The organism is Paraburkholderia tropica, assembly GCF_900109265.1.
Taxonomy (GTDB): Bacteria; Pseudomonadota; Gammaproteobacteria; order Burkholderiales; family Burkholderiaceae; genus Paraburkholderia; species Paraburkholderia tropica.
The window spans coordinates 130,161-153,061 of record NZ_FNZM01000001.1 but is presented as its reverse complement, the minus strand read 5'-3'; the positions used below and the strand labels follow the sequence as shown (position 1 = coordinate 153,061).

The 22,901-nt window shown below is 66.5% G+C and carries 20 protein-coding genes; 18 read left to right on the top strand and 2 right to left on the bottom strand.

Annotation, left to right across the window (positions count from 1 at the left end; all coding sequences use genetic code 11):
- The first annotated feature begins 7 nt into the window (after positions 1–7).
- The gene (locus BMY06_RS00630) at positions 8–373 is read left to right on the top strand and encodes a response regulator (protein ID WP_065064350.1); all 366 of its coding nucleotides are present in this window, start codon (positions 8–10) and stop codon (positions 371–373) included.
- A 127-nt stretch (positions 374–500) separates the two neighbouring features.
- Here the strand turns inward: BMY06_RS00630 and BMY06_RS00625 are convergent, their stop codons facing one another.
- Complete coding sequence (locus BMY06_RS00625; protein ID WP_074981059.1) at positions 501–2,822, bottom strand: FdhF/YdeP family oxidoreductase; 2,322 nt, start codon at positions 2,820–2,822, stop codon at positions 501–503.
- Between the two features lie 224 nt (positions 2,823–3,046).
- On the opposite strand from BMY06_RS00625, the gene BMY06_RS00620 reads away from it, so the two are divergent.
- From BMY06_RS00620 to BMY06_RS00590, 7 genes are all read left to right on the top strand, one after another.
- On the top strand, positions 3,047–4,573 hold the full coding sequence (locus BMY06_RS00620; protein ID WP_110326008.1) for an aminotransferase-like domain-containing protein: 1,527 nt from the start codon (positions 3,047–3,049) through the stop codon (positions 4,571–4,573).
- Between the two features lie 11 nt (positions 4,574–4,584).
- Positions 4,585–4,932 carry a helix-turn-helix domain-containing protein gene (locus BMY06_RS00615; protein ID WP_080180837.1) on the top strand — a complete coding sequence of 116 codons (348 nt, stop codon included), beginning with the start codon at positions 4,585–4,587 and terminating at the stop codon, positions 4,930–4,932.
- Positions 4,933–5,032: 100 nt separating this feature from the next.
- Positions 5,033–5,992 (top strand): LysR family transcriptional regulator, encoded by a 960-nt coding sequence (locus BMY06_RS00610; RefSeq protein WP_080180861.1) that lies wholly within the window; start codon positions 5,033–5,035, stop codon positions 5,990–5,992.
- 124 nt (positions 5,993–6,116) lie between these two features.
- Entirely contained in the window at positions 6,117–6,644 is a 528-nt protein-coding gene (locus BMY06_RS00605; protein WP_074981055.1) for a MarR family winged helix-turn-helix transcriptional regulator, read from the top strand.
- 73 nt (positions 6,645–6,717) lie between these two features.
- Complete coding sequence (locus BMY06_RS00600; protein ID WP_074981368.1) at positions 6,718–7,809, top strand: HlyD family secretion protein; 1,092 nt, start codon at positions 6,718–6,720, stop codon at positions 7,807–7,809.
- Between the two features lie 118 nt (positions 7,810–7,927).
- A complete protein-coding gene (locus BMY06_RS00595; RefSeq protein WP_074981366.1) occupies positions 7,928–9,463 on the top strand; it encodes a DHA2 family efflux MFS transporter permease subunit in 1,536 nt (511 codons plus the stop codon).
- Between the two features lie 63 nt (positions 9,464–9,526).
- Entirely contained in the window at positions 9,527–11,002 is a 1,476-nt protein-coding gene (locus BMY06_RS00590; protein WP_074981053.1) for an efflux transporter outer membrane subunit, read from the top strand.
- A gap of 40 nt (positions 11,003–11,042) precedes the next feature.
- Here BMY06_RS00590 and BMY06_RS39425 read toward each other — a convergent pair whose 3' ends face one another.
- The gene (locus tag BMY06_RS39425) at positions 11,043–12,011 is read right to left on the bottom strand and encodes an AraC family transcriptional regulator (protein WP_234775079.1); all 969 of its coding nucleotides are present in this window, start codon (positions 12,009–12,011) and stop codon (positions 11,043–11,045) included.
- Between the two features lie 159 nt (positions 12,012–12,170).
- Here BMY06_RS39425 and BMY06_RS00580 point away from each other — a divergent pair, with 159 nt between their 5' ends.
- From BMY06_RS00580 to BMY06_RS00535, 10 genes are all read left to right on the top strand, one after another.
- Positions 12,171–12,707, top strand: a complete 537-nt coding sequence (locus BMY06_RS00580; protein WP_065064337.1) for a carboxymuconolactone decarboxylase family protein — start codon at positions 12,171–12,173, stop codon at positions 12,705–12,707.
- A 218-nt stretch (positions 12,708–12,925) separates the two neighbouring features.
- The gene (locus BMY06_RS00575) at positions 12,926–14,158 is read left to right on the top strand and encodes a thiolase family protein (RefSeq protein ID WP_074981050.1); all 1,233 of its coding nucleotides are present in this window, start codon (positions 12,926–12,928) and stop codon (positions 14,156–14,158) included.
- A 119-nt stretch (positions 14,159–14,277) separates the two neighbouring features.
- Positions 14,278–14,709 (top strand): MarR family winged helix-turn-helix transcriptional regulator, encoded by a 432-nt coding sequence (locus BMY06_RS00570; RefSeq protein WP_065064334.1) that lies wholly within the window; start codon positions 14,278–14,280, stop codon positions 14,707–14,709.
- 161 nt (positions 14,710–14,870) lie between these two features.
- The gene (locus BMY06_RS00565; RefSeq protein WP_074981048.1) at positions 14,871–16,229 is read left to right on the top strand and encodes a TAXI family TRAP transporter solute-binding subunit; all 1,359 of its coding nucleotides are present in this window, start codon (positions 14,871–14,873) and stop codon (positions 16,227–16,229) included.
- A 289-nt stretch (positions 16,230–16,518) separates the two neighbouring features.
- Positions 16,519–17,967 (top strand): DUF3300 domain-containing protein, encoded by a 1,449-nt coding sequence (locus tag BMY06_RS00560; protein ID WP_065064330.1) that lies wholly within the window; start codon positions 16,519–16,521, stop codon positions 17,965–17,967.
- 20 nt (positions 17,968–17,987) lie between these two features.
- Positions 17,988–18,950: a DUF2950 domain-containing protein gene (locus BMY06_RS00555; RefSeq protein ID WP_065064328.1), complete on the top strand. Its 963-nt coding sequence runs from the start codon at positions 17,988–17,990 to the stop codon at positions 18,948–18,950.
- A gap of 210 nt (positions 18,951–19,160) precedes the next feature.
- Positions 19,161–19,748: a BPSL1445 family SYLF domain-containing lipoprotein gene (locus BMY06_RS00550; protein WP_065064326.1), complete on the top strand. Its 588-nt coding sequence runs from the start codon at positions 19,161–19,163 to the stop codon at positions 19,746–19,748.
- Between the two features lie 259 nt (positions 19,749–20,007).
- On the top strand, positions 20,008–20,952 hold the full coding sequence (locus tag BMY06_RS00545) for a LysR family transcriptional regulator (RefSeq protein ID WP_074981046.1): 945 nt from the start codon (positions 20,008–20,010) through the stop codon (positions 20,950–20,952).
- A 156-nt stretch (positions 20,953–21,108) separates the two neighbouring features.
- On the top strand, positions 21,109–22,311 hold the full coding sequence (locus BMY06_RS00540; RefSeq protein WP_065064322.1) for an NAD-dependent formate dehydrogenase: 1,203 nt from the start codon (positions 21,109–21,111) through the stop codon (positions 22,309–22,311).
- 6 nt (positions 22,312–22,317) lie between these two features.
- Positions 22,318–22,830 (top strand): HPP family protein, encoded by a 513-nt coding sequence (locus BMY06_RS00535; RefSeq protein ID WP_074981044.1) that lies wholly within the window; start codon positions 22,318–22,320, stop codon positions 22,828–22,830.
- Positions 22,831–22,901 lie beyond the last annotated feature (71 nt).

The window sequence follows — 22,901 nt, the reverse complement described above, 5'->3', positions numbered from 1 at the left end:
AGACAACATGGCTAAGATTCTGGTGGTGGACGATTCGAGCACGGTGCGTGACGAAGTCGCGGGCTTTCTGCGCAAGAACGGCCTCGACGTCGACACGGCGGTGGACGGCAAGGACGGCCTCGCGAAGCTGAAGGCGAATCCGGGCGTGAAGCTCGTCGTGAGCGACGTGAACATGCCGAACATGGACGGCCTCACGATGGTCGAGAAGATCCGCAGCGAACTCGCGAACACGGCCGTCAACGTGGTGATGCTCACGACGGAAAGCAGCCCGGCGATGAAGGAGCGTGGCAAGGCGGCCGGCGTGCGCGGCTGGATCGTCAAGCCGTTCAAGGGCGAGGCGGTGCTGGAGACGTTCAGGAAGATGGCGGGCTGAGCGCTCGTTTAGCGCTTGGTTCGCGCTCGGTTAGCGTCTCGCGAAAATGAAAAAAGGCCTGCGTTTGCAGGCCTTTTCTATCGATGCCGCGTGAAGCGGCGCGGCGTGTCGAACGCGCTTCGAATCGTTACGCGGCGAGCGCCGCCGCGCCCGCCTTCGCGGGCATCAGCAGCACCGGAATCGATTTCGACGTGGGCGTGCCCGCGCCATCGGCGATCGATTCCAGCGGCACGAGCGGATTTGTTTCCGGATAGTACGCGCCGAGGCAGCCGCGCGGAATGTCGTACTCCACGAGCATGAAGTCGGTGACGTGACGCTCGATGCCGTCGTCCCAGACGCTCGTGATATCCACGAACTGACCCGGCTCGAAGCCGAGCATCGTCATGTCCTCGCGGTTCGCGAACAGCACGCGGCGCAGGCCGTACACGCCGCGATAACGGTCGTCGAGACCGTAGATCGTGGTGTTGTACTGATCGTGCGAGCGCGTGGTCATCAGCGTCATGAGCTTCTGGCCGTGTTCGGCGCGCGCGCGATGGATCGGCGTGTCGAGCGCGATCGCGTGCACCACGAACTGCGCCTTGCCGCTCGGCGTCTTCCAGACGCGGTCGCGCGACGCGACGCCGAGGTGGAAGCCGCCCGGATGCTTGAGGCGCTCGTTGTAGTTCTGGAAGCCGTCGAACACCTGCTCGATGCCGTCGCGGATCTTCGCATAGTCGCTCGCCTGATCGAGCCAGTCCACTTTCTCGCTGCCGAGCGTGGCGTGCGCCATGCGCGCGACGATCGCGATTTCCGACAGCAGATTGTTCGACGCCGGACGGTTCATGCCGTACGAGATGTGCACCATGCTCATCGAGTCCTCGACGGAGACGCCTTGCGGCACGCCGTTCTGCAGGTCGATTTCGGTACGGCCGAGCGTCGGCAGGATCAGCGCGTCCTCGCCGTGCACAAGATGGCTGCGGTTGAGCTTGGTCGTCACGTGCACGGTGAGCGCGCACGAACGCATGGCGTCGAAGGTGCGCGGCGTGTCGGGCGTGGCGATCGCGAAGTTGCCGCCCAGACCGATGAACACCTTCACGTGGCCTTCGAGCATCGCGTGAATGGTTTCGACCACGTCGTAGCCGTGCTCGCGCGGCGGCTCGAAATCGTAGGCCTTGCCCAGACGGTCGAGGAACGCCTGGGTCGGCTTTTCCTCGATGCCGACCGTGCGGTCGCCCTGCACGTTCGAGTGACCGCGCACCGGGCACAGGCCCGCGCCGCGGCGGCCGATATTGCCGCGCATCATCATCAGATTCGAGAGCAGCTGAATCGTCGCCACCGAATTCTTGTGCTGCGTGATGCCCATGCCCCACGTCGAAATGACGGCCTTGCCCTTCACGTAGATGTCGGCGAGCTTGAGCACTTCGTCGAGCGGCACGCCCGCTTCGGCGACGATCGTGTCCCACGATTCCGCGCGCAGATCGGCGGCGAAGCTGTCGAAGCCGACCGTATGTTCGGCGATGAAGGCGACGTCGAGAATGCGTTCCGTGCCTTGCGCCGCGGCTTGATCGTCGAGTTCGATCACGCGCTTGGCCATGCCCTTGATCAGCGCGAAGTCGCCGCCGATACGCGGACGGATGAACACCGAGCTGATCTCCACGCCCTTGGGCGAGAGCATGTCGAGCGTGTGCTGCGGGCTCGCGAAGCGCTCCAGCCCGCGTTCCTTGAGCGGATTGATCGAGACGATGGTCGCGCCGCGCTTGGCGCATTCGCGCAGTTCGCCCAGCATGCGCGGATGATTCGTCGCGGGATTCTGGCCGAAGATCAGCAGCGTGTCGGCGTGCTCGAAGTCGTCGAGCGTGACCGTGCCCTTGCCGATGCCGACCGTGCCCGGCAGGCCGCGGCTGGTGGCTTCGTGGCACATGTTCGAGCAGTCGGGGAAGTTGTTGGTGCCGTACATGCGCACGAACAGCTGATACAGGAACGCGGCTTCGTTGCTCGCGCGGCCCGAGGTGTAGAACGCGGCGCGGTCCGGGTTGTCGAGCGCGTTGAGATGCTTCGCGATCAGCCTGAACGCGTCGTCCCATTCGATCGGCACGTAACGGTCGCGCTGCGCGTCGTAGACCATCGGATCGGTCAGACGGCCATGCTGCTCCAGCTCGTAGTCCGATTGCGCCATCAGTTCGGTGACGGTGTGCTGCTCGAAGAAGGCCGGCGTCACGCGCTTGCTGGTGGCTTCGGCGGCCACGGCCTTCACGCCGTTCTCGCAGAATTCGAAGGTCGACGCGTGTTCGCGGTCCGGCCACGCGCAGCCCGGGCAGTCGAAGCCGTCCGGCTGGTTCTGCTTGAGCAGCGTGCGGTAGTTGCCGCCCGACACCTTCTCCTTGATCAGGTTGATCGCGACCTGCTTGAGTGCGCCCCAGCCTGCGGCGGGGTGGTGATACGGTTCGATGCGACCTTGCGGCTTCTTCATGCTTCGGCTTCGGATTCGTGAGGGCGGTTCGCCCGATGAGGCGAGACTACTGTGTTCCTGTGCTCCCGGTGATCACAGAAATCCGGAAAGCCGAGGGATACAGTTGCGACGATTTGCCATAGACTGGTGGGGTTTGTGTTGCCCGTCCTTTCCTTTTCCTTGCCTTTCGTTTGCCCTGGTTTGCCTCTGCCATGCCCGCGCCGCCTTCCTCGCCGTCTTCCTCGATTACCCGCTACGAACAACTCGCCGACGACATCGAGGCCGCCGTGCGGCGCGGCGTGTTCGGGCCGGGCGAGCGCGTGCCGTCGGTGCGGCGCGCGAGCCAGCAGCACGGCGTCAGCATCAAGACGGTGCTGCACGCCTATGCGCTGCTGGAAAGCCGGGGCGTGATCGAGTCGCGGCCGCAGTCGGGCTTTTTCGTGCGCGCGCGGCCGCTGGCGCGCGGGACGGGCGAGGCCGGGCGGGAGAACGGCGGCGAAGCGGGCCATGAAGGCGGCGGCGCGGCGCACGACGGCCGCGCGCGCCGTCCGGGCGGCGCGTCCCGGAACGCTGCCGCGGCGGCCGCGACGCCCGCTTTGCCGCCGGCCTCGGCGCCCGCGCCCGTGGACGTAAGCCGCCTCGTGCTCTCCACCCTGCGCACCATCGGCGCGCAGGACGCGGTGCCGCTCGGCTCGCCGTATCCGGACCCGGCGCTGTATCCGTGGCGACGCATCAATCAGTACGCGAACGCTATCGCGCGGCGTCACGCGAGCTGGAACCTGATCGACGACCTGCCGCCCGGCAATCCCGAGCTGATCCGCCAGATCGCGCGCCGCTACGCGGAGAACGGCGCGACCATCGACCCGGACGAGATCGTCATTACCGTGGGCGCGACCGAGGCCATCAACCTGAGCCTGCAGGCCGTGGCGCGTCCGGGCGACACGGTGGCCGTCGAATCGCCCACCTACTACGCGATGCTCCACGCGATCGAGCGTCTGGGCATGCGCGCCATCGAAGTGAGCACGCACCCGGACACCGGCATCGACCTCGACGCGCTCGAACGCGTGCTCGCGCGCCAGAAGGTCGCGGCCTGCATGGTGATGCCGAACTTCCAGAATCCGCTGGGCTTTCGCATGCCGGACGCCAGCAAGGCGCGGCTCGTGGAGATCGCGCAGGCGCACGATCTGCCCGTGATCGAGAACGACGTCTATCAGGAGCTGTATTACGGCGATACGCGGCCATCGTCGCTCAAGCAGTTCGACACGCGCGGGCTGGTGCTGCACTGCGCGTCGTTCTCGAAGAGTCTCTCGGCCTCGTACCGCATCGGCTGGGCGATGCCGGGCCGCTATCGCGCGCAGGTCGAAAAGCTCAAGTTCCTCAACACGCTCACCACGCCGTCGGTGCCGCAGGTGGCGCTCGCGGACTATCTGCGCCATGATGGCTACGACCGTCATCTGCGTCGTCTGCGGCGCTTCTACCGGCAGCAGGCACGGCTCATGAAGGCGATGGTCGAACGTTTCTTTCCGGCGGGCACGCGCACGTCCGATCCGCAGGGCGGCTACGTGCTGTGGGTCGAACTGCCGCCGCGCGTGGATTCGATGCGGCTCTATCAGGCCGCGCTCGCGCAGGGCATCACCATCGGGCCGGGATATATGTTTTCGATGCGCAACGACTTTCACCACTACATTCGCCTGAACTATAGCTATCCGTGGACCGCGCAGACCGAGGCGGCGCTGAAGACGCTCGGCGAGCTGGCCGCGAAGATGGCCTGAGGAGACGCACGATGCACGACGAAGACAAGGACGACGATCTGCATAACGGCAACGGCAGCCACGGCGCGCGCGACGAGGAGGACAGCGCGGACGGCGATGTCGATCCCGCGCTGGTCTCGATCCTCGAACAGCTCTGGCGCGCGCATCGCGAGACGCCCGGACGCGAGTGGTCGCTCGCCAAGCTCTCGAAGCAGGCGGGCGTGCCGATGAGCGGTTTGCGCCGCCACTTGACCGGACTCGTCGACAGCGGCCTCGTGGTGACCACGCTCGCCGAGGACGGCACGGGCCGGGCGAGCCTTTCGGAAGACGGCTGCGCGTTCTGTCTGGAGGTGTTCGGCGACGCGGAAGGGGCGAACTGAGCCCGGCGGACGAACGCGCCGCGTAAGTCGCGTATGCCGAGTACGTCAAGCGCGTTTGCGCGCGGCGCATTACACTCGCTCGAACTTCATCGTCATCGCCATGGACTATATCGACACCTTGCGGATCTTCCGTTCCGTGGTCGAGGCGCGCAGCTTCACGCGCGCCGCGGACATGCACGGCCTCGCCACGCCGGTCGTCTCGCGCGCGATCGCGCGGCTGGAAAAGCGGCTCGGCAGCCGCCTGTTTCACCGCACCACGCGCGCGGTGTCGCTGACCGAGGCCGCCGAGCGCTTCTACGACGGCTGCTGCCGCGTGCTCGACGACCTCGACGCGCTGGAGGCGGGCGCCACCGAGCAGACGCGCGAAGCCAACGGCGTGCTGCGTCTCGTCGCGCACACCACGGCCACGGTGAACCGGCTCGTGCCGCTCATTTCGAGCTTCAAGCGCGCGCATCCCAAAGTCACGCTCGACGTGATGCTGACCGAGCGCCAGGTCGATCTGGTCGCGGACGGCTACGACCTCGGCCTCGTGCTGCCGTTCATGCTCAACAACGACACCACGGTGACGAAGCTGCTCGAACGCATTCCGCTCGCGCTCGTCACCTCGCCCGCGTATCTCGCGGCCACGTCCACGCCGCGCCATCCCGCCGATCTCGCGCAGCACGTCTTCGTGCCGATGCCGCCGTCGCTGCGCAAGCCCTCGCTCACGTTTCGCGGCCCCGAAGGCGAGGACGACGTGACCGTGCAACTGAAGTACGAGATCGCGTCGAACAATCCCGAGTTCAATCGCGCGATGGTGCTGGAAGGCTTCGGCATCGGCATTCTGCCGGTCGCGCTGGTGCAGGCGGATCTGGCGGCGGGCCGCCTCGTCACGCTGCTCGACGACTTCCCGATCAGCGACATGCAGATCGAGATCCGTCTCGCGTACACCTCGCGCACGCTGCTGCCCGCCAAGGTGCGCGCTTTCATCGATCACGCGACGGAGTTTTTCGGCGGTGTCACGCACGCCCAGCCGCATACTCAGGCGCTCGCCGATGCGCAGGCACAGCAAGTCGGTTGAGAATTCAGCGTGCGCTTCATAGCCGCTTCATAGCGCGTTGCGCAGCGATTGTTGCCGCCGCGGTCATAAATTGATGCCGCGCGCGGCAGTTGTGGCGGCCCGCCAGGCCGTCTAATCTGTGCGTATGCACACATCCGACCGTTCTTCGCCGGCGCAGTCGTTTTCCGCCCTCGCTCTGGAGCACGACGACTGCTTCGCGGTGCGTCAGGCGGCGCGCCATCTTTCGCAGCTTTACGAGCGGCATCTGAGCGCGGCGGGGCTCACGCCCACGCAGTTCAGCCTACTCGGTGCGCTCGGCGCGACGGACCCGGCCGACCCGGCGCAAGACCAACCCTCGCTGACGATGGCGCAACTCGCCCGCACGATGGTGATGGAACGCACGACGCTGGTGCGCGCGCTGCGGCCCTTGCTGCGCAGCGGTCTGGTCGCCGATCTGGCGGTGGCAAAACATTCGGCAACGGACGGCGAGCACGCGCCGCAAGGCGCGGATTGCCGTCGCCGCCAGGTTGCGCTCACGGCGGCGGGGCGCGCGCGGCTGGACGAAGCGGGCGTGCATTGGCGCGCCGCGCAGGACGAATTCGAGCGCCGTTTCGGCGCGCAGCGCGCCGCGTGGCTCAGGCGCGAATTGCTGCGCATCACGCGGGCGGTGTGAGTTGGTACGCATCGGTTTCATCACGCTGCGGCATTTTTTTATTCTCATTAGTGCATATACACAGGTGAACGTCATGTCGAGTCCTTCCACTCCTGCCACGGGTGCCGCGCCGCGCGAACGGGCGCGTCTGCCCTGGATGCGCCTCGCAGTCGGCGCCGTGGCGCTCGCGCTCGCGGCGGCGCTGGGCTACTGGTTCCTCGTGCTGCGCTTTGTGCAATCCACCGACGACGCCTACGTGGGCGGCAACGTCACGGTGATGGCGCCGCGCGTGAGCGGCTTTGTCGCCGAAATCGACGTGCAGGACAACCAGCGCGTGAAGGCCGGCCAGGTGCTGATCCGTCTCGACGCGCGCGACTACGACGCGAAGCTCGCGCAGGCCGACGCCGAACTCGCGAGCGCGCGCGCCGCCGTGGCGGAACTCGATGCGCGCCGCACGCTGCAAGCCGCCGTCATCAATCAGAGCCAGGCCGAGGCGCGCGCCTCGAACGCCGAACTCACGCGCAGCGCGCAGGACCAGACGCGTTACCGCGCGCTCGTGAAGGACGACGCGGTGTCGAATCAACTCGTCGAACGCGCCGATGCCGACGCCGCGAAAGCCCAGGCCTCGGTCGCGAAAAGCGGAGCGGCGGTGCTGGCCGCGCAGCGTCAGCTCGACGTGCTGGCCGCGCAGATCGTCGACGCGCAGGCGCGCGTGGCGACCGCCGAAGCGAGCCGCCGTCTCGCGGCGCTCAACGTCGATTACACGACGATCCGCGCGCCGGTGGACGGTTTCATCGGCAATCGCACGGCGCGGGTGGGCATGCTCGCGAACGTGGCCGCGCCGCTGCTGACCGTGGTGCCCGCGTCGGACCTTTGGGTGGACGCGAATTTCAAGGAGGATCAGCTCCGCAAGATGCACGCGGGCGATGCCGCCGACGTCGAACTCGACGCCGCGAGCGGCACGCTGCATGGCCGCGTCGAAAGTCTTGCGCCGGCCACGGGCGCGACCTTCAGCGTGCTGCCGCCCGAGAACGCGACCGGCAACTTCACGAAGATCGTGCAGCGCGTGCCGGTGCGCATTCGCGTGCAGGTGCCGCCGGGCATGGAGGGCGTGCTGCGTCCGGGCCTCTCGGCGACGGTGAAGGTGCATCTGGACAGCGGCGCGCAGCACGCCGCCGCGCAATGACCGCCACGGACCCGACATGAACGCCCCGACCACCGAACTCGAAGTGCGCCCCACAGCGGCCGCAAGCGAGACTCTGAACGCAGCCGCGCCGCGCCCGCTTCAGCCGCACGAACAGCCGATGGCGCAGCGCGCTTTCGCGTTCGCGCTGATGTGCATCGGCTTCTTCATGGCCACGCTCGATATCCAGATCGTCGCTTCGTCGCTGCGCGATATCGGCGGCGGACTGTCCGCGAGCCAGGACGAACTCTCGTGGGTGCAGACCGCGTATCTGATCGCCGAAATCATGGTGATTCCGATGTCGGGCTGGCTCTCGAAAGTGTTCTCGACGCGCTGGCTGTTCGTCGGCTCGGCGGTGGGGTTCACGATCACGAGCATGCTGTGCGGCCTCGCGTGGGACATCAACTCGATGATCATCTTCCGCGCGCTGCAAGGCGCGCTCGGCGCCGCGATGATTCCCACCGTGTTCACCACGGCATTCGTGCTGTTTCCCGGCAAACAGCGCATCGTGGCCTCGACGACCATCGGCGCGCTGGCCTCGCTCGCGCCCACGCTCGGCCCCGTGATCGGCGGCTGGATCACCGACCAGTGGTCGTGGCACTGGCTGTTCTATCTGAACCTCGTGCCCGGCATCGCCGTGGCCGCACTGGTGCCGAAGTACGTGCATATCGACGAACCCGATCTCTCGTTGATCAAGCGCGGCGATTATCTCGGCATCGTGCTGATGAGCGCGTTTCTCGGCTGCCTCGAATACGTGCTCGAAGAAGGGCCGCGCAAGAACTGGTTCGGCGACGACGCGATCGTGTTCTGCGCGTGGATCGCGGCCATCGGCGGCTTTCTGTTCATCGTGCATGCGCTCACCGCGAAAGAGCCGATCGTCGATCTGCGCGCGCTCTCGGTGCGCAACTTCGGCATCGGCAGCGTGCTGTCGTTCGTGACCGGCATCGGCATCTTCGTGGCCGTGTTTCTCACGCCGCTGTTTCTCGCGGAAGTGCGCGGATTCAGCTCGTTGCAGATCGGTTTGTCGCTGCTTTCGGTGGGCGCGTTCCAGTTGATCGCGCTCGGCTTCTACGCGTTCGCCACGCGCTATTTCAGCATGCGTGCGCTGCTGCTGTTCGGGCTCGTGTGCTTCGGGCTCGGCTGTTATCTCTACGTGCCGCTCACGCACGATTGGGGCTGGCAGCAATTCCTGCTGCCGCAGGCGCTGCGCGGCATCGGCCAGCAATTCGCGGTGCCGCCCATCGTGACGATGTCGCTCGGCTCGCTGCCGCCTTCGCGGCTGAAATCGGCGAGCGGGTTGTTCAATCTGATGCGCAATCTGGGCGGCGCGATCGGCATTGCAGTGAGCGCGACGATGCTCAACGATCGCCTGAATTTTCACTATCTGCGCCTGAACGAGAGCGTGACGCACGGCGTGCCGCAAGTCGAACTCCTGCTCGCCGGACGCACCGCGTACTGGTCGACGATGGCGGGCAACACGCTCGACGCCGCGCAAACGGGACTCGCGCAACTGCACGCGCTGGTGCTGCGCGAAGCGCTCGTCATGACGTTCTCCGATACGTTCTTCGTGCTGTCGCTGTGCTTCGTGGTGGCGATTGTCTGCGTGGCGTTTTCGCGGCCTATCACGACCGCCGCGCCGCCGCCGGACGCGCATTGAGTCCGCAATCAAGTTCGCACCGAAGTTTGCACTGAAGTTTGCATTGAATCTCCGAGGTTCACCATGTCACGTTCGACGCTTTCTCCTCTAAAGCCGATCCGTCTTGCGCGGTCGACGCTTTCGGCACTCGCGCTCGCCGCGCTCGCGGCCTGCGCCGTGCAGCCCGCGCAACACGCCGATCTGCCCGCGACGGTGCACGTCACCGCGCCCGCCGCGTGGCGCATCGACGCCCCGCAGGACGCCATCGACGCCCGCGCCTGGTGGGCGCAATTCGACGACCCGACGCTCGACGCGCTGCTCGCCACGGTGCTGGGCGGCAATCTCGACTTGCAGGCCGCCGCCGAGCGCGTGAAGCAGGCGCAATCGATCACGACGCAGAAGCACGCGGCGCTGCTGCCGCAACTCGACTTCACGGCGCAGGGTGCGTATGCGCGGCAGAACACGCCGCCGCCGCTTGGTTATGTGAAGCAGGCGGGCGCGGGCCTCGCGCTGAGCTGGTCGCCCGATGTGTTCGGCGGCGAGCGGCTCGATCTGCTGGCGGCGCAGGCGAATCTCGTCGGTCAGCAACACGCGCTCGACGCCGTGCGTCTCGCGCTGGCGGCGGATACGGCGTCAGCGTATGTCGATCTGCGCTGGGCGCAGGCGGAACTGAAGATTCTTCAGGACAACGTCGGGATACGTCAGCGCACCTTGCAGCTCACGCAGGATCGCCTGAAATACGGGCTGTCCACGCAACTCGACGTCACGCGTGCGCAAACGCAGTTGAGCGAACTACAGGCGCGGATTCCGCGCGCGCAGGCGAGCATCGATCATCAACTGAATCTGCTTGCGGTGTACACGGGCCGCACGCCGGAATCGGTCGCGCAACTCGCGCTCGCGACGCCCGCGCCGATTCCGGCCGCGCCCGCGAGCGTGCCGCAACTGCTGCCTTCCGAAGCGCTGCTGCGTCGCCCCGACGTGCAGGCCGCTTACGCGACGGTCGAGCAGCGCGCGGCGGAAGTGGGCGTGGCGCGCGCGGAGCGGTATCCGAAGTTCTCGCTCAATCTCGCGGATGGCGTGCTCGCGGCTTCGTATCTCGGGCTGCCGACGCTCACCGACAACCTCTTCAGCGCGGCGCTGAGCGCGACGAGCCCGATCTTCAACGCGGGCCGCATCAGCGCCGATATCGCGCAGAGCGAAAGCCGCATGCGCGAATCGCAGCTGAATTTGCAGCAGACGATGTTGCAGGCGTTGCGCGAAGTGGAGGACAGCCGCACCGACCTCGTGAGCACGGCCGCGCAGACGCAGCAGTTGCACGACGCCGTGACGGCTTCGGCGCAATCGCTCAAGCTCGCGAATCAGCTTTACAAAGGCGGCGCGACGGATTTTCTCGATGTGCTGAGCGCGCAGCAAACCTGGCTCGCCGATGCCGATCTGCTCAACGACGCGCAGCGCGAGCGCGCGCTCGCGGCGGTCGCGTTGTACCGCTCGCTCGGCGGCGGCTGGAGCGAAAGCGGCGAGGTGGTCGCATCGTCGCCGGTCGCGGCGCGCGGCGGCTGAGTCGCTGGATGAGTCGTTGGCTCAGTCGGCGTCCGCGCGTTCAGGCTTCGGCGCGCGCGGCGGCGCGCCATTGCGCGGGCGTCATGCCCACGTGGCGCTTGAAACCGCGCTGGAACGCGGCATCGGATTGATAGCCGACGAATTCGCCGATCTCCGCCACCGGCTGATTGCCCTGCGCGAGCAGACGGCCCGCGAGCGTCATGCGGATGTCGGTGAGCACGTCGGCGGCCGAGCGTCCGATCGCTTCATCGAAATGACGCGCGAAGGTCGCGCGCGACATGTGGCAGAGCGCGGCGAGATCGGGCAGCGTCCACGGGCGGCCCGGCGTCTCGAACATGGCGTCGATCGCCGGTTGCAGACGCGGTTGCCGGGCCAGCGCGAGCAGGCCGCGCGGCGGCGCGTCGGTGCCGCTCGCGTAGCGCAGCGTGAGCGCGAACAGCGCGCCCGAGAGATGGTTGACGAGCGAATCGCTGCCCGGCCCCGCTTCGAGCGCCTCGTCGCGCAGCAGCGCGATCAGGCGCACGAGCCGCTCGGGCGCATGGCCGCCCGCGGGCGCGCTGTGCACGACGAGGCGGCCCGGCAGGTTCTCGCGCAGCAGCCGTTGCGGCACGGCGGGCAGCAGGAAGCGGCCGCAGAGCACGTCGGTGCGATGCGCGTCGGTCTGGTTGGTCGCCACTTCGAGGCCGTTTTCCACACGTTTTTCGACCGCCGAGGGCGCTTCGCCGCTGCCGTCGTGCAGCACGTGCGCGCCGCCCGCCGGGAACAGCACGATGTCGCCCGCATGCAGCGCGGTGGGCGTGCCGTGCGCGTCCTCGACGATGGCCGAGCCCGCGATCAGCACGTGATAGCGGATCTCGCGCGGGCCCGCGCCGGGCTCGTCGATACGCCACGGCGCGCCGAAGTGGCAGCGCACGTCGAGTCGGCCCGCGACGGGCATGAGCGAGAGCAAGCGGCTGAGGATGTCCATGATCGGCGGCGTAAGTGGAGGGGCGGTGAGACGATCGAGCATGAATTCGCGCCATTCTGGCATTAAAAGCGTCGGCGTGCGCGTCTAGACTGGCGTCATGCCATCGACGATGGCGGTGCAGCAGAAACGCGATGCCGGCGCACTTCCGCGCGGCGCGCTTGATCCACGAATGCAGCGAATTCAACGAACCAGGAGTCGATCATGTCCCGTCTTTCCTCCATCAAGCCCGAAGAAGCCACCGGCGTCGCCGCCGACGTTTTCGCGAAGATCCGCAAGGCCGTCGGCAAGGTGCCGAACGCCTACGCGACCATCGGCACGCACAGCCCGGAAGCGCTTGCCTCGATACTCGGCGTGGAAGCCGTGCTCGCGGGCGGCGCGTTGTCGAAGCCCGATATCGAAGCCGTGAAACTCGCCGTGAGCGAAGTGGCGGGCTGCGATTACTGTCTCGCCGCGCACACGCTGGCGGGCAAGTTCGCGGGCCTCGCACCGGAAACGATGAAGCAGATCCGCGCGGGCGACGCCAGCGGCGACGCGAAGCGCGACGCGCTCGTCCACTTCGTGCGCCTGCTCGTGCAAACGCGCGGCACGGTCGCGGAAGCCGAGGTGCAGGCGATTCGCGCCGCGGGCTATACCGAGCGCCAGATCGTGGAGATTGCGCTGGCGATTGCGTCGATCACGTTCACGAACCTCGTGAACCGCATCAACGATACGACGCTCGATTTTCCGGCCGTCGCGTAAGCGGGTTCACGCGCCTTTCGCCGCGAGGCGAGGGCGTCGAACCCGGCGACAGGCCACGTGCGCCGCATGCGCCGCCGACATAAAACGTGCCACGAATCATGAGTATCGATTCGAGGAAACGCCTTGGATGTGTGCATATGCATACATAGAATGAAACGGTGCATGCAGCGATTGTGAGTGTCCATGCTGTTCCATCGAATAACTCTGGAGAGAACACGATGAGCCTGTCGAATTCCACCCCGAATTCCCCCCTCAATACGGGCGCGAACGCCGCGCGCGAGATCGTGCTGTGCCATCCCGTGCGCACGGCGATCGGCGCGTACAACGGCGCGCTCAAGGGCGTGCCCGCCACCGAACTGGGCGCGATCGCGGTGCGCGAAACGCTCGCGCGCGCGAAGCTCGATCCCGCGCTGCTGGGCTCGGTCGTGCTCGGCAACGTGATCCAGGCGGGCAACAAGATGAATCCCGCGCGCCAGGCGGAACTGGGCGGCGGCGTGCCCGTGCAGGTGCCCGCGCTCACCGTGAACCGCGTGTGCGGCTCGGGCGCGCAGGCGGTGGCGAGCGCCGCGCAGGAAGTGCTGCTCGGTCTCGCCGATGTCGCGCTCGCGGGCGGCATGGAGAACATGGACCGCGCGCCCTATCTGCTCGACGGCGGACGTTGGGGCTATCGCATGGGCAACGCGCAGATCCACGACAGCATGCTGCGCGACGGTCTTGTCGATGCGTTTTCGGGCGAGCATTCGGGCTGGCACACCGAAGACCTCGTGACGCAGGCGCAACTCACGCGCGACGAGCAGGACCGCTGGGCCGCGCGTTCGCAGCAGCGTTTCGCGGCGGCGCAGGCGGCGGGGCGTCTCAAGGAGGAGATCGTCGCCGTGGAATTGAAGGGCAAGAATGGCGTGGAGCGTTTCGACACCGACGAAGCGCCGCGCCCCGACACCACCTTCGAGGTGCTTGCGAAGCTCAAGCCCGCGTTCCGCCCCGACGGCACGATCACGGCGGGCAACGCGCCGGGACTGAACAGCGCGGCGTCGGCGATGCTGGTGGCCGAGCGCGGTTTCGCCGAGGCGCACGGTCTCGCGCCGATGGTGCGGCTCGTGGCGTGGGGCGTGGCGGCGGTCGAGCCGGGTCTGTTCGGCCTCGGCCCGGTGCCCGCCGTGCAGCTCGCGCTGCGGCGTGCGGGCTGGTCGCTCGGCGACGTCGAGCGCTTCGAGATCAACGAGGCCTTCGCGGCGGTGCCGCTCGCGGTCATCAAGCAACTGGGCATTCCCGACGACATCGTCAACGTGGAAGGCGGGGCGATCGCGCACGGTCATCCGATCGGCGCGACGGGTGCGATTCTGACCACGCGTCTGGCCTGGTCGATGCAGCGCGACGGCGTGCGCCGGGGCGTCGTGACGCTGTGCATCGGCGGCGGCCAGGGTATCGCGCTCGCGCTCCAGAAAGTATGATGGCCGGGCGCGCGCATCGACGTGATCGACGTGATCGACGAAACGGCGCGCGCGCTCCAGATCCACGAAATTCACGAGATTCACGTGATGGCGAACGAAGCACGAGAAGGTGACCGGCAATGACGAAGCGAGTGACGCGCGAGGAATGCAACTGTTTTGCACTGCGGCAGGCGGCGCGCTTCGTCACGCAGCTCTATGAGCGCCATCTCGCGCAGGCGGGCGTGACGGCCGCGCAGTTCACCATTCTCTCGCGCCTCGCGGGCCGCCCCGACGCCACCGCCGCCGAACTTTCCGACGACCTCGTGATGGACCGCACCACGCTCGTGCGCGCGCTCAAGCCGCTGCAGCGCGACGGCCTCGTGCTCACGGCCGCCGCCGAGCACGATACGCGCACGCTCGTCTACCGGCTCTCCGCGAGCGGCTTGCGCCGCTACGACAAGGCGCACGCGCTCTGGCAGGACGCCCAGGCGGAATTCGAAAAGCATATGAAGCGCGATCGCGCGAAGGCGCTGCGCGCCGAACTGTTCGCGCTCACCAAAGCGGCGGCGTGATGCGTTGTGCGTAGGCGCGCGCTTACGTAGCTTTCAGCGCGCGGGCAGCCTCGCAACCACTCGCCAGCACGGGCATCCCCGAGTATCCGCCTGCGTCCCGATCCGGCGCGAAAATGGCATGATGGGGCTTCCAGAGATCGACGCATCGCCGCCGGGTTCTCATGAGACGCCACCGTCCACCTTTGCCGCATTTCATGCGTGACCCGTCGCATCCGGCGTGGCGCGACATCGCGCTCTCCACGCTGCCGGTCGCGCTGTTCTGCATCGTCGTGATCGGCCTGGTCGTGTGGCTCGTCGATCCGGCGCCGCCGCGCGCCATCACCCTCAGCGCCGGTCCGCGCGACAGCTCGTTCATGCAGATGGCCGAGGCGTATCGCACGGTCCTCGCGCGCAACGGCGTGAAGCTGAAGATCCTCGAATCGGACGGCTCGGTGCAGAATCTCCAGCGTCTGCTCGATCCCAAATCGAAAGTCGATCTCGCGTTCGTGCAGGGCGGCGTGGCCGACGGCCAGGACACGCGCTCGCTGATGTCGCTCGGCAGCGTGGCATATCTGCCGATCGTGGTGTTCTATCGCGGCTCCGGACTCACGCAGCTTTCCGATCTCGACGGCAAGCGCATCGCCATCGGCCGCGTGGGGAGCGGCACGCGCGAACTGTCGCTCAAGCTGCTCGATGCGAACGGCATGGACCCGGGCGGCGACGCCACCTTCCTGCCGCTCGACGGCATGGAGGCGGCCACGGCGCTGGTCTCGAACCGCGTCGACGCCGCCATGCTGAGCGGCGATTCCACCACGCGCACGCTGATGCTGCGCCTGCTGAACATTCCCGGCATTTCGGTGATGAGCTTCGAGGAATCGTCGGCGTATACGCGGCTTTTCCCGTATCTGGAGGCCATCGACCTGCCGACCGGCGTGCTCGATCTGCGCCGCCGCGTGCCGCCGCAGACCGTGCATCTGATCGGGCCGACCGTGGAGATCGTCGCGCGCGACACGCTGCATCCGGCCATCTCCGATCTGCTGATCGAGGCCGCGAGCGAAGTGAACGGCGTGCCGGGGCTGCTGCAGCGCTCGGGCGAATTTCCGAGCCCGGTGGCGCACGATTTCCGCATCAGCGAAGACGCCACGCGTTACTACAAGTCGGGCAAGAGTTTTCTCTATCGCAACCTGCCGTTCTGGCTCGCGAGCGTGACCGATCGGCTGCTCGTGCTGCTGTTGCCGCTCGCGGTGCTGGTGTTTCCGGCGCTGCGTGCGATTCCGGCGCTGTACCGCTGGCGCGTGCGTTCGCGCATCTATCGCTATTACGGCGCGCTGATCGCCATCGAGCGCGACGCGCTCAAGCACACCAACGAAGAGGAACGCCATGCGCTGATCGACGAACTCGACGAGATCGAACGTTCGCTCAATACGCTGCGCATGCCGCTTGCGTATGCGGATGCGTTCTACGTGCTGCGCGAGCACCTCGGCTTCGTGCGCATGCATCTCGCGCCGACCGAGCGCCGCACGGCCAACGCGGAGCACTGATCCGGCGAAGCGCGCTTCGATGTCCTGCGCATTGTTGCGTTCCGCGCATTTGCGCGCTTCATTGATGCGTCTCCTGAAACGCTGCGCTTTCGCGGCTGCGCGGTTGACACCGCGGCTGCGCGGCTCGTATTTTGGCGGGTACGTTTTGCGCGCAGGGATATGCACAAGTGCGCTATATAACAGTACGTCGCGTGCTTCATGTTCTTGACGCACTTCGCACGCGTCGCACTTTGCAGAGCGCATCAGAACACACACCATCGCGCCCATCAGCAATCAGGAGGACCGTTACGTGAACTCGTCCGGTGTACGCCAGCGTGCTGCCTGGCTCCTGTGCGCCGCGCTCGCGGCCGCACCGCTCTTCATTGGCCCGTCCGGGCCGCGTTCCGCGCTCGCGCAAAATGCCGCGCACCTGTCGAGCCAGCAACTCGATTCGCTCACGGCGCCCATCGCGCTTTATCCGGACGCGCTGCTCGCGCAGGTGCTGATGGCCGCCACGTTTGCGCAGGACGTGCAGGCGGCGGCCGCATGGTCGAAGGCCAACCCGAAACTGCAGGGCGACGACGCCGTGAAAGCCGTGGCCTCGCAGCCGTGGGACCCGAGCGTGCAGTCGCTGGTCGCGTTTCCGCAGGTGCTGGCGACGATGGAGTCGAAGCCCGACTGGGTCGCGCAGATCGGCAATGCGTTTCTCGCGCAGCCCAATGATGTGATGGATTCGGTGCAGCGTCTGCGCACGCAGGCGCAGAAGGCGGGCAACCTCAAATCGAACGAGCAGCAGAAGGTGGTCGTGCAGCAGGCGCCGAGCAGCAGCACGCAGACGATCATCATCGAGCCGGCGAATCCTCAGGTGGTCTACGTGCCGACCTATAACCCCACGGTGGTGTACGGCGCGTGGCCGTATCCGGCGTATCCGCCCGTCTACATGCCGCCGCCTCCGGGTTACGCGCTCGCCACCGGTTTCGTGAGCGGGCTCGCGTTCGGCGCGGGCGTGGCGGTGGCGAATTCGTTGTGGGGCGGCTTCGGCTGGGGCACCCACGACGTGAATATCAACGTCAATCGCTACAACAACATCAACGTCAATAACCGCATCAACGCCAACACCAGCACGGCGAACTGGAATCGCAACACCAACGTCGAGCGCCGCAACCAGAATTTCAACAACGCGAATATGAATGGCCAGCGCAATAATTTCCGCGGCTACGACCAGTCGCGTTCGCAGGCCATGCAGACCTTGCAGAACCGCACCGGGCAGAACATGGGCGGCAATGCGAGCGAGCGTTTGCACGACATTCAGCAGGGCGGCAACCGGCCTGGCGCGAACGGCGCGAACCGGCCGGGCGGGAACGGGCCGAACGGCGGGGCCAACGCGCTGAACAATCGCGACAATCGCAGCAATCGCGGCGAGGGTGCGCAAGGCGGACGCATCGGTGGCCAGGGCGGCACGCAGAACAACGCCGCCAATCGGGCGCAGAACGCGAATCGTCAGAACGAGATCGGCAATCGCGCGCAAAACGCGAATCGCGACAACGCGTTGCGCGGCGCGGGCGACGGCGGCGCGGCGCGCGCCGATTCGCAGCGCGGTCAGCAAAGCCGCCAGGCGCTGCAGAACCGCGGCGGCGGGGGCTTCGGAGGCGCTCAGGCGGGCGGCGGCGCGCGTCCCTCGTTCGGCGGCGGCGGCGGTGGTGGCGGCCGGGTCGGCGCAGGCGGTGGCGGCCAACGCCACTTTGGCCGCAACCGTTGAACCCCGACAGGAGACTCGCGATGATCCGCAATCAAGCACGCCGTTTGCCGCAAGGCGCGCCGCGCCGCGCGCAGCCCCGCTCCTGCGGGTGGATACGCGCCGGGGTGTCGGCTGCCGCCGCGCTCGCGTTCGCGCTGGGCGCCGCACCCGCTGCATTCGCGCAGGCCGTCTATCCCACACCCGACGCTGCGGCCGAGGCGTTCACGAACGCGCTCGCCACCAACGACCACGACGCGATGAAGCACGTGCTCGGCAGCGACTTCCAGCAGTTCATTCCCACGCAGAACATTGGCCGCGAGGACATCGACGACTTCCTCGGCGCCTGGTCCAAGGGCCACGAGATCGTGCCCGACTCGCCGCCGGTTGCGGGCAAGGCCAGCGCGCATCTGGCCGTGGGCGACAGCGGCTGGACCTTGCCGATCCCGATCGTGCAGGGCGCGGGCGGCTGGCGCTTCGATCCGCGCGAAGGCGCGAGTGAAGTGCTCACTCGCCGCATCGGCCGCAACGAGCGCTCGGCGATGCTCACGGCGCTCGCCTACGTCGACGCCCAGAACGACTACAAAGGTCTCACGCAGCACTACGCGCAGCGCTTCGTGAGCACGCCCGGCACGCACGACGGCCTTTACTGGCCGGCCGGTCCCGGCGATACCGAAAGCCCGCTCGGCCCGCTTGCCGAAACCATGCCGCACAACGCGAAGATCACGCCGCAGGAGGGCTATCACGGCTATCACTTCCGCATCCTCACGGCGCAGGGCGCGCATGCGAGCGGCGGCGCGCGCAATTACGTGGAGAACGGCGAACTGACGGGCGGCTTCGCGCTGGTGGCGTGGCCCGCGCAGTACGGCAAGACCGGGGTAATGAGCTTTATCGTCGATCAGGACGGCAAGCTGTATCAGAAGAATCTTGGGCCGAATGGGGCGCGCGTGGCGGCGTCGCTGAAGGCTTTCGATCCCGATCCGTCGTGGCAGCCCGCGACGCCTTGAGCGGCTGAGCGGGCGGGCGGCGAGGGCGCGCGTGTCGGCCTTCAACGCCCGGTCACGATAAATCGGGCAGAATCGTTGCCGAGCGGGGTGCGGCGCGCGAGCGTCGCCCTGCTTGCGCCTGCGGACAGGACAGGCGTGGCGCCCGTCAGACGTCGGGCACGCGGATTGCTGTACCACTGCGCAAATTCTTATTCGTGTGGAGATAACGACATGCAACGACGCAACTTCATGCTTTCGGCGGCCGCGGCGCTCGCCACCGGCGGTTTCGCGCTCGCGGGCTGTACGACTACGGGTACGAACAACTCGAACGCGGCGACTGATATGTCGAAGCGCCAGTCGATCGACGCGAGCGTCGACAACGCCATGACCAAGCTGTACTCGACGGTACCGGGCTCGCGCGAACTGATCGCCAAGTCGCGCGGCGTGCTGGTGTTCCCGTCGGTGCTGCAGGCCGGCTTCATCGTCGGCGCGCAGTACGGCGAAGGCGCGCTGCGCGTGGGCGGCTCGACCTCGGGCTACTACAGCACGGTGTCGGGCTCGTTCGGCCTGCAGGCGGGTGCGCAGTCGAAGGCCATCATCTTTGCGTTCATGACGCAGGAGTCGCTCGAGAAATTCCGCGCAACCGACGGCTGGGCCGCAGGCGCCGACGCCTCGGTCGCGCTCGTGACGATCGGCGCGAACGGTGCGGTCGACACCAACACGGCGACCCATCCGGTCGAAGTGTTCGTGATGACCAACGCCGGTTTGATGGCCGACGTCTCGCTCGCGGGCACCAAGGTCTCGCGTCTGAAGATCTGAGCTGACGCAGGCGATCCATGACCGCGCCGGCCGCCGGGCCGGTGTCACTCGATGTAGAAAGGGCAAGACGAAACGTCTTGCCCTTTCTTTTTTACACGCCCGATTCTGTCGATATTTCCCCTCTCTACGACGCCGGCAGAGGAACACGCTGCGATGACGTACAAAGTTAGCGTAATATATCAGCGGACATAACGGGCGGAACGTCGCGGACGCGTCATGAAAAAAGATGCGCGGCGCCCACCGGATCGGGAGACAGGCGATGTTCATCCGGCAACTCAACTACCTGGTGACGCTGGCCCGCGAGCAGCACTTCGCGCGCGCCGCCGAGCTATGCAACGTCACGCAGCCGGCGCTGTCGTCGGCGATACGCAGCCTCGAAAACGAACTCGGGCTCGTGATCGTACGCCGCGGGCGCCGCTTTCTCGGCCTCACCGAGGAGGGCGAACGCGTGCTCGGCTGGGCGCGCCAAACCATCGCCGCGCTCGATCACATGCGGCAGGACGTGTCCGCGTCGAACCTGCTGACCGGCACGGTCAGAATCGGCGTGATTCCCACGACGATGCCGGTCGTGAGCATGCTCATCTCAACGTGCCGCGCGGCGCATCCCAAGCTGAGTTTCGCGGTGCGCTCGCTGAGTTCGGACGCCATCTTGCGCCAGCTCGACGACTACGAACTCGACATCGGCTTCACCTATCTCGACGATCACACCCAGGCCGGTTTCGAAGTGCATTCGCTGTATCGCGAACGCTACGTGCTGGTTTCGCCGTCCGGCGCGGGCGAGAGCTCGTGCTCGGGCGCGCGTCGCTGGGACGCGCTCGGCGATCTGCAATTCGGTCTTCTGGATTCCTCAATGCAGAACCGGCAGGTGATCAACGCTGCGTTTCGCCGCGCGGGCGTTCAACCGAAAGTCGTGCTCGAAGCCGATTCGCTGCTCACGCTGATGTCGAATGTGCAGCACGCCGGTTTGCACACGGTGCTGCCGCATAGCGTGCTGAGCGTGATGGACAGCACGCGGCGCGATGCCGTGACGCCGCTCGAACCCGAACTCACGCGCGAGATCGGTCTGATCGCGCGCGATCTGCCGTCGCGTCCGCCACTCGTTGCGGCCTTGTGGAAGGTCGCGAAACACCTCGACATGCAAACGCGTTTCGACGCTTTCATAGCGCGGCCACACGCACCGCGAGAAGCGTTGCCCGCCGTTTGATAAGTCGCGTTTATCAGTTCATACGTCGAAAGAATTGGATCGCCATCGAGCTTCTCGTCGACACTCTGTCCGTCGATCGATCGCATGCAGCGCGGTCGTACAACCGGCGGCGCCCAGAGCCGCCGGATTCCCGTCCATCAGAGTGGAGACACCATCGTGGCTAAAATTGTTTGTGTGCTTTATGACGATCCGGTCAACGGTATGCCGAAGCAGTACGCGCGCGACACGATTCCCGAAATCACGCGTTATCCCGACGGACAAACCACGCCGACGCCGCGCGCCATCGACTTCACGCCGGGTCATTTGCTCGGTTGCGTATCGGGTGAACTGGGCCTGCGAAAATATCTGGAATCGAAGGATCATCAACTCGTGGTGACATCGAGCAAGGACGGCGCGGACAGCGTGCTCGACCGCGAACTGCACGACGCCGAGATCGTGATCTCGCAACCGTTCTGGCCCGCGTACATGACGGCCGAGCGCATCGCGAAGGCGCCGAAACTCAAGATGATCGTGACCGCGGGCATCGGCTCCGATCACACCGATCTGCAGGCCGCGATGGATCGCGGCATCACGGTGGCGGAAGTCACGTACTGCAACAGCAATAGCGTCGCCGAGCATGTGGTGATGACGACGCTGGCGCTCGTGCGCAATTACATGCCCTCGCATAACTGGGCCAATAGCGGCGGCTGGAATATTGCCGATTGCGTCGAGCGCTCGTACGACATCGAGGGCATGCACGTGGGCACGGTGGCGGCGGGCCGCATCGGTTTGCGCGTGCTGCGTCTGCTCAAGCCGTTCGACATGAAGCTGCATTATCTCGATCGCCACCGTTTGCCGGAGTCGGTGGAAAAGGAACTGAATCTCACGCATCACACGAGCCTCGAAAGCCTGACGCGCGTGTGCGATGTTGTCACGCTGAATTGCCCGCTACATCCCGAAACCGAACACATGATCAATGCGCAAACGCTCAAAAATTTCAAGCGCGGCGCGTATCTGATCAACACGGCGCGCGGCAAGCTCTGCGATCGCGACGCGATTGTCGATGCGCTGAAAAGCGGTCAACTCGCGGGCTATGGCGGCGACGTCTGGTTCCCGCAGCCCGCGCCCGCGGATCATCCGTGGCGCAGCATGCCGCATCAGGGCATGACGCCTCACATCTCCGGCACGAGCCTGTCCGCGCAGGCGCGTTATGCGGCGGGCACGCGCGAAATTCTCGAATGCTATTTCGAGGGCCGTCCGATTCGCGACGAGTATCTGATCGTGCAAGGCGGCAAACTCGCCGGCGTGGGCGCGCATTCATACAGCGCGGGCAACGCGACGAAGGGTTCGGAAGAAGCCGCCCGCTTCAAGGCGGCCTGATCGCTTATGACGACTCCGTCCGCTGCTTCTGCAAGCGCTAACGAAGCCTCGACGTGGCGCACCCAGGCCGGCGGTATTCTGCTCGCCGGCCTGGGCGCGTTCGTTGGATTGGCTCTCGTGGGCGTATTGGCGCAAGAGACCTCGGAACCGTGGATTCTCGGTTCATTCGGGGCCACCTGCGTGTTGCTGTTCGGTTTTCCGGCCAGCCCGTTTTCGCAACCGAGAAACATCATCGGCGGCCATGTGCTGACCTCGCTAACGGGACTCGTCTGCTTGCATCTGTTCGGTCCCGGCTATATGCCGATGGCGATTGCGGCCGCATCCGCACTGATGCTGATGATGCTGACGCGCACGGTGCATCCGCCTGCGGGCAGCAATCCGGTGATTATCTTCGCCGCGCAGCCGGGCTGGTCTTTCCTGGTACTCCCAACCATGTTGGGCGCCGTCGCGCTGGTGCTGATCGGCTGGATTTATTGGTCGGTCGTCAAGCGGGGAGCGTGGCCGCATCGGCCGAAATGATTGGCGAAGGGGATCGTGCGGGTTGGTATGCAGACGCGCCGGGTCAGCGAATCGAATCCCGGCGCGTCTGC

Coding starts and splice junctions, on each gene's coding strand:
- BMY06_RS00565 (WP_074981048.1), top strand. CDS start 14,871: ATGAGACGCCACCGTCCACCTTTGCCGCATTTCATGCGTGACCCGTCG.
- BMY06_RS00575 (WP_074981050.1), top strand. CDS start 12,926: ATGAGCCTGTCGAATTCCACCCCGAATTCCCCCCTCAATACGGGCGCG.
- BMY06_RS00600 (WP_074981368.1), top strand. CDS start 6,718: ATGTCGAGTCCTTCCACTCCTGCCACGGGTGCCGCGCCGCGCGAACGG.
- BMY06_RS00595 (WP_074981366.1), top strand. CDS start 7,928: ATGGCGCAGCGCGCTTTCGCGTTCGCGCTGATGTGCATCGGCTTCTTC.
- BMY06_RS00625 (WP_074981059.1), bottom strand. CDS start 2,822: ATGAAGAAGCCGCAAGGTCGCATCGAACCGTATCACCACCCCGCCGCA.
- BMY06_RS00570 (WP_065064334.1), top strand. CDS start 14,278: ATGACGAAGCGAGTGACGCGCGAGGAATGCAACTGTTTTGCACTGCGG.
- BMY06_RS00615 (WP_080180837.1), top strand. CDS start 4,585: ATGCACGACGAAGACAAGGACGACGATCTGCATAACGGCAACGGCAGC.
- BMY06_RS00590 (WP_074981053.1), top strand. CDS start 9,527: ATGTCACGTTCGACGCTTTCTCCTCTAAAGCCGATCCGTCTTGCGCGG.
- BMY06_RS00550 (WP_065064326.1), top strand. CDS start 19,161: ATGCAACGACGCAACTTCATGCTTTCGGCGGCCGCGGCGCTCGCCACC.
- BMY06_RS00535 (WP_074981044.1), top strand. CDS start 22,318: ATGACGACTCCGTCCGCTGCTTCTGCAAGCGCTAACGAAGCCTCGACG.
- BMY06_RS00610 (WP_080180861.1), top strand. CDS start 5,033: ATGGACTATATCGACACCTTGCGGATCTTCCGTTCCGTGGTCGAGGCG.
- BMY06_RS00630 (WP_065064350.1), top strand. CDS start 8: ATGGCTAAGATTCTGGTGGTGGACGATTCGAGCACGGTGCGTGACGAA.
- BMY06_RS00555 (WP_065064328.1), top strand. CDS start 17,988: ATGATCCGCAATCAAGCACGCCGTTTGCCGCAAGGCGCGCCGCGCCGC.
- BMY06_RS39425 (WP_234775079.1), bottom strand. CDS start 12,011: ATGCTCGATCGTCTCACCGCCCCTCCACTTACGCCGCCGATCATGGAC.
- BMY06_RS00605 (WP_074981055.1), top strand. CDS start 6,117: ATGCACACATCCGACCGTTCTTCGCCGGCGCAGTCGTTTTCCGCCCTC.
- BMY06_RS00580 (WP_065064337.1), top strand. CDS start 12,171: ATGTCCCGTCTTTCCTCCATCAAGCCCGAAGAAGCCACCGGCGTCGCC.
- BMY06_RS00545 (WP_074981046.1), top strand. CDS start 20,008: ATGTTCATCCGGCAACTCAACTACCTGGTGACGCTGGCCCGCGAGCAG.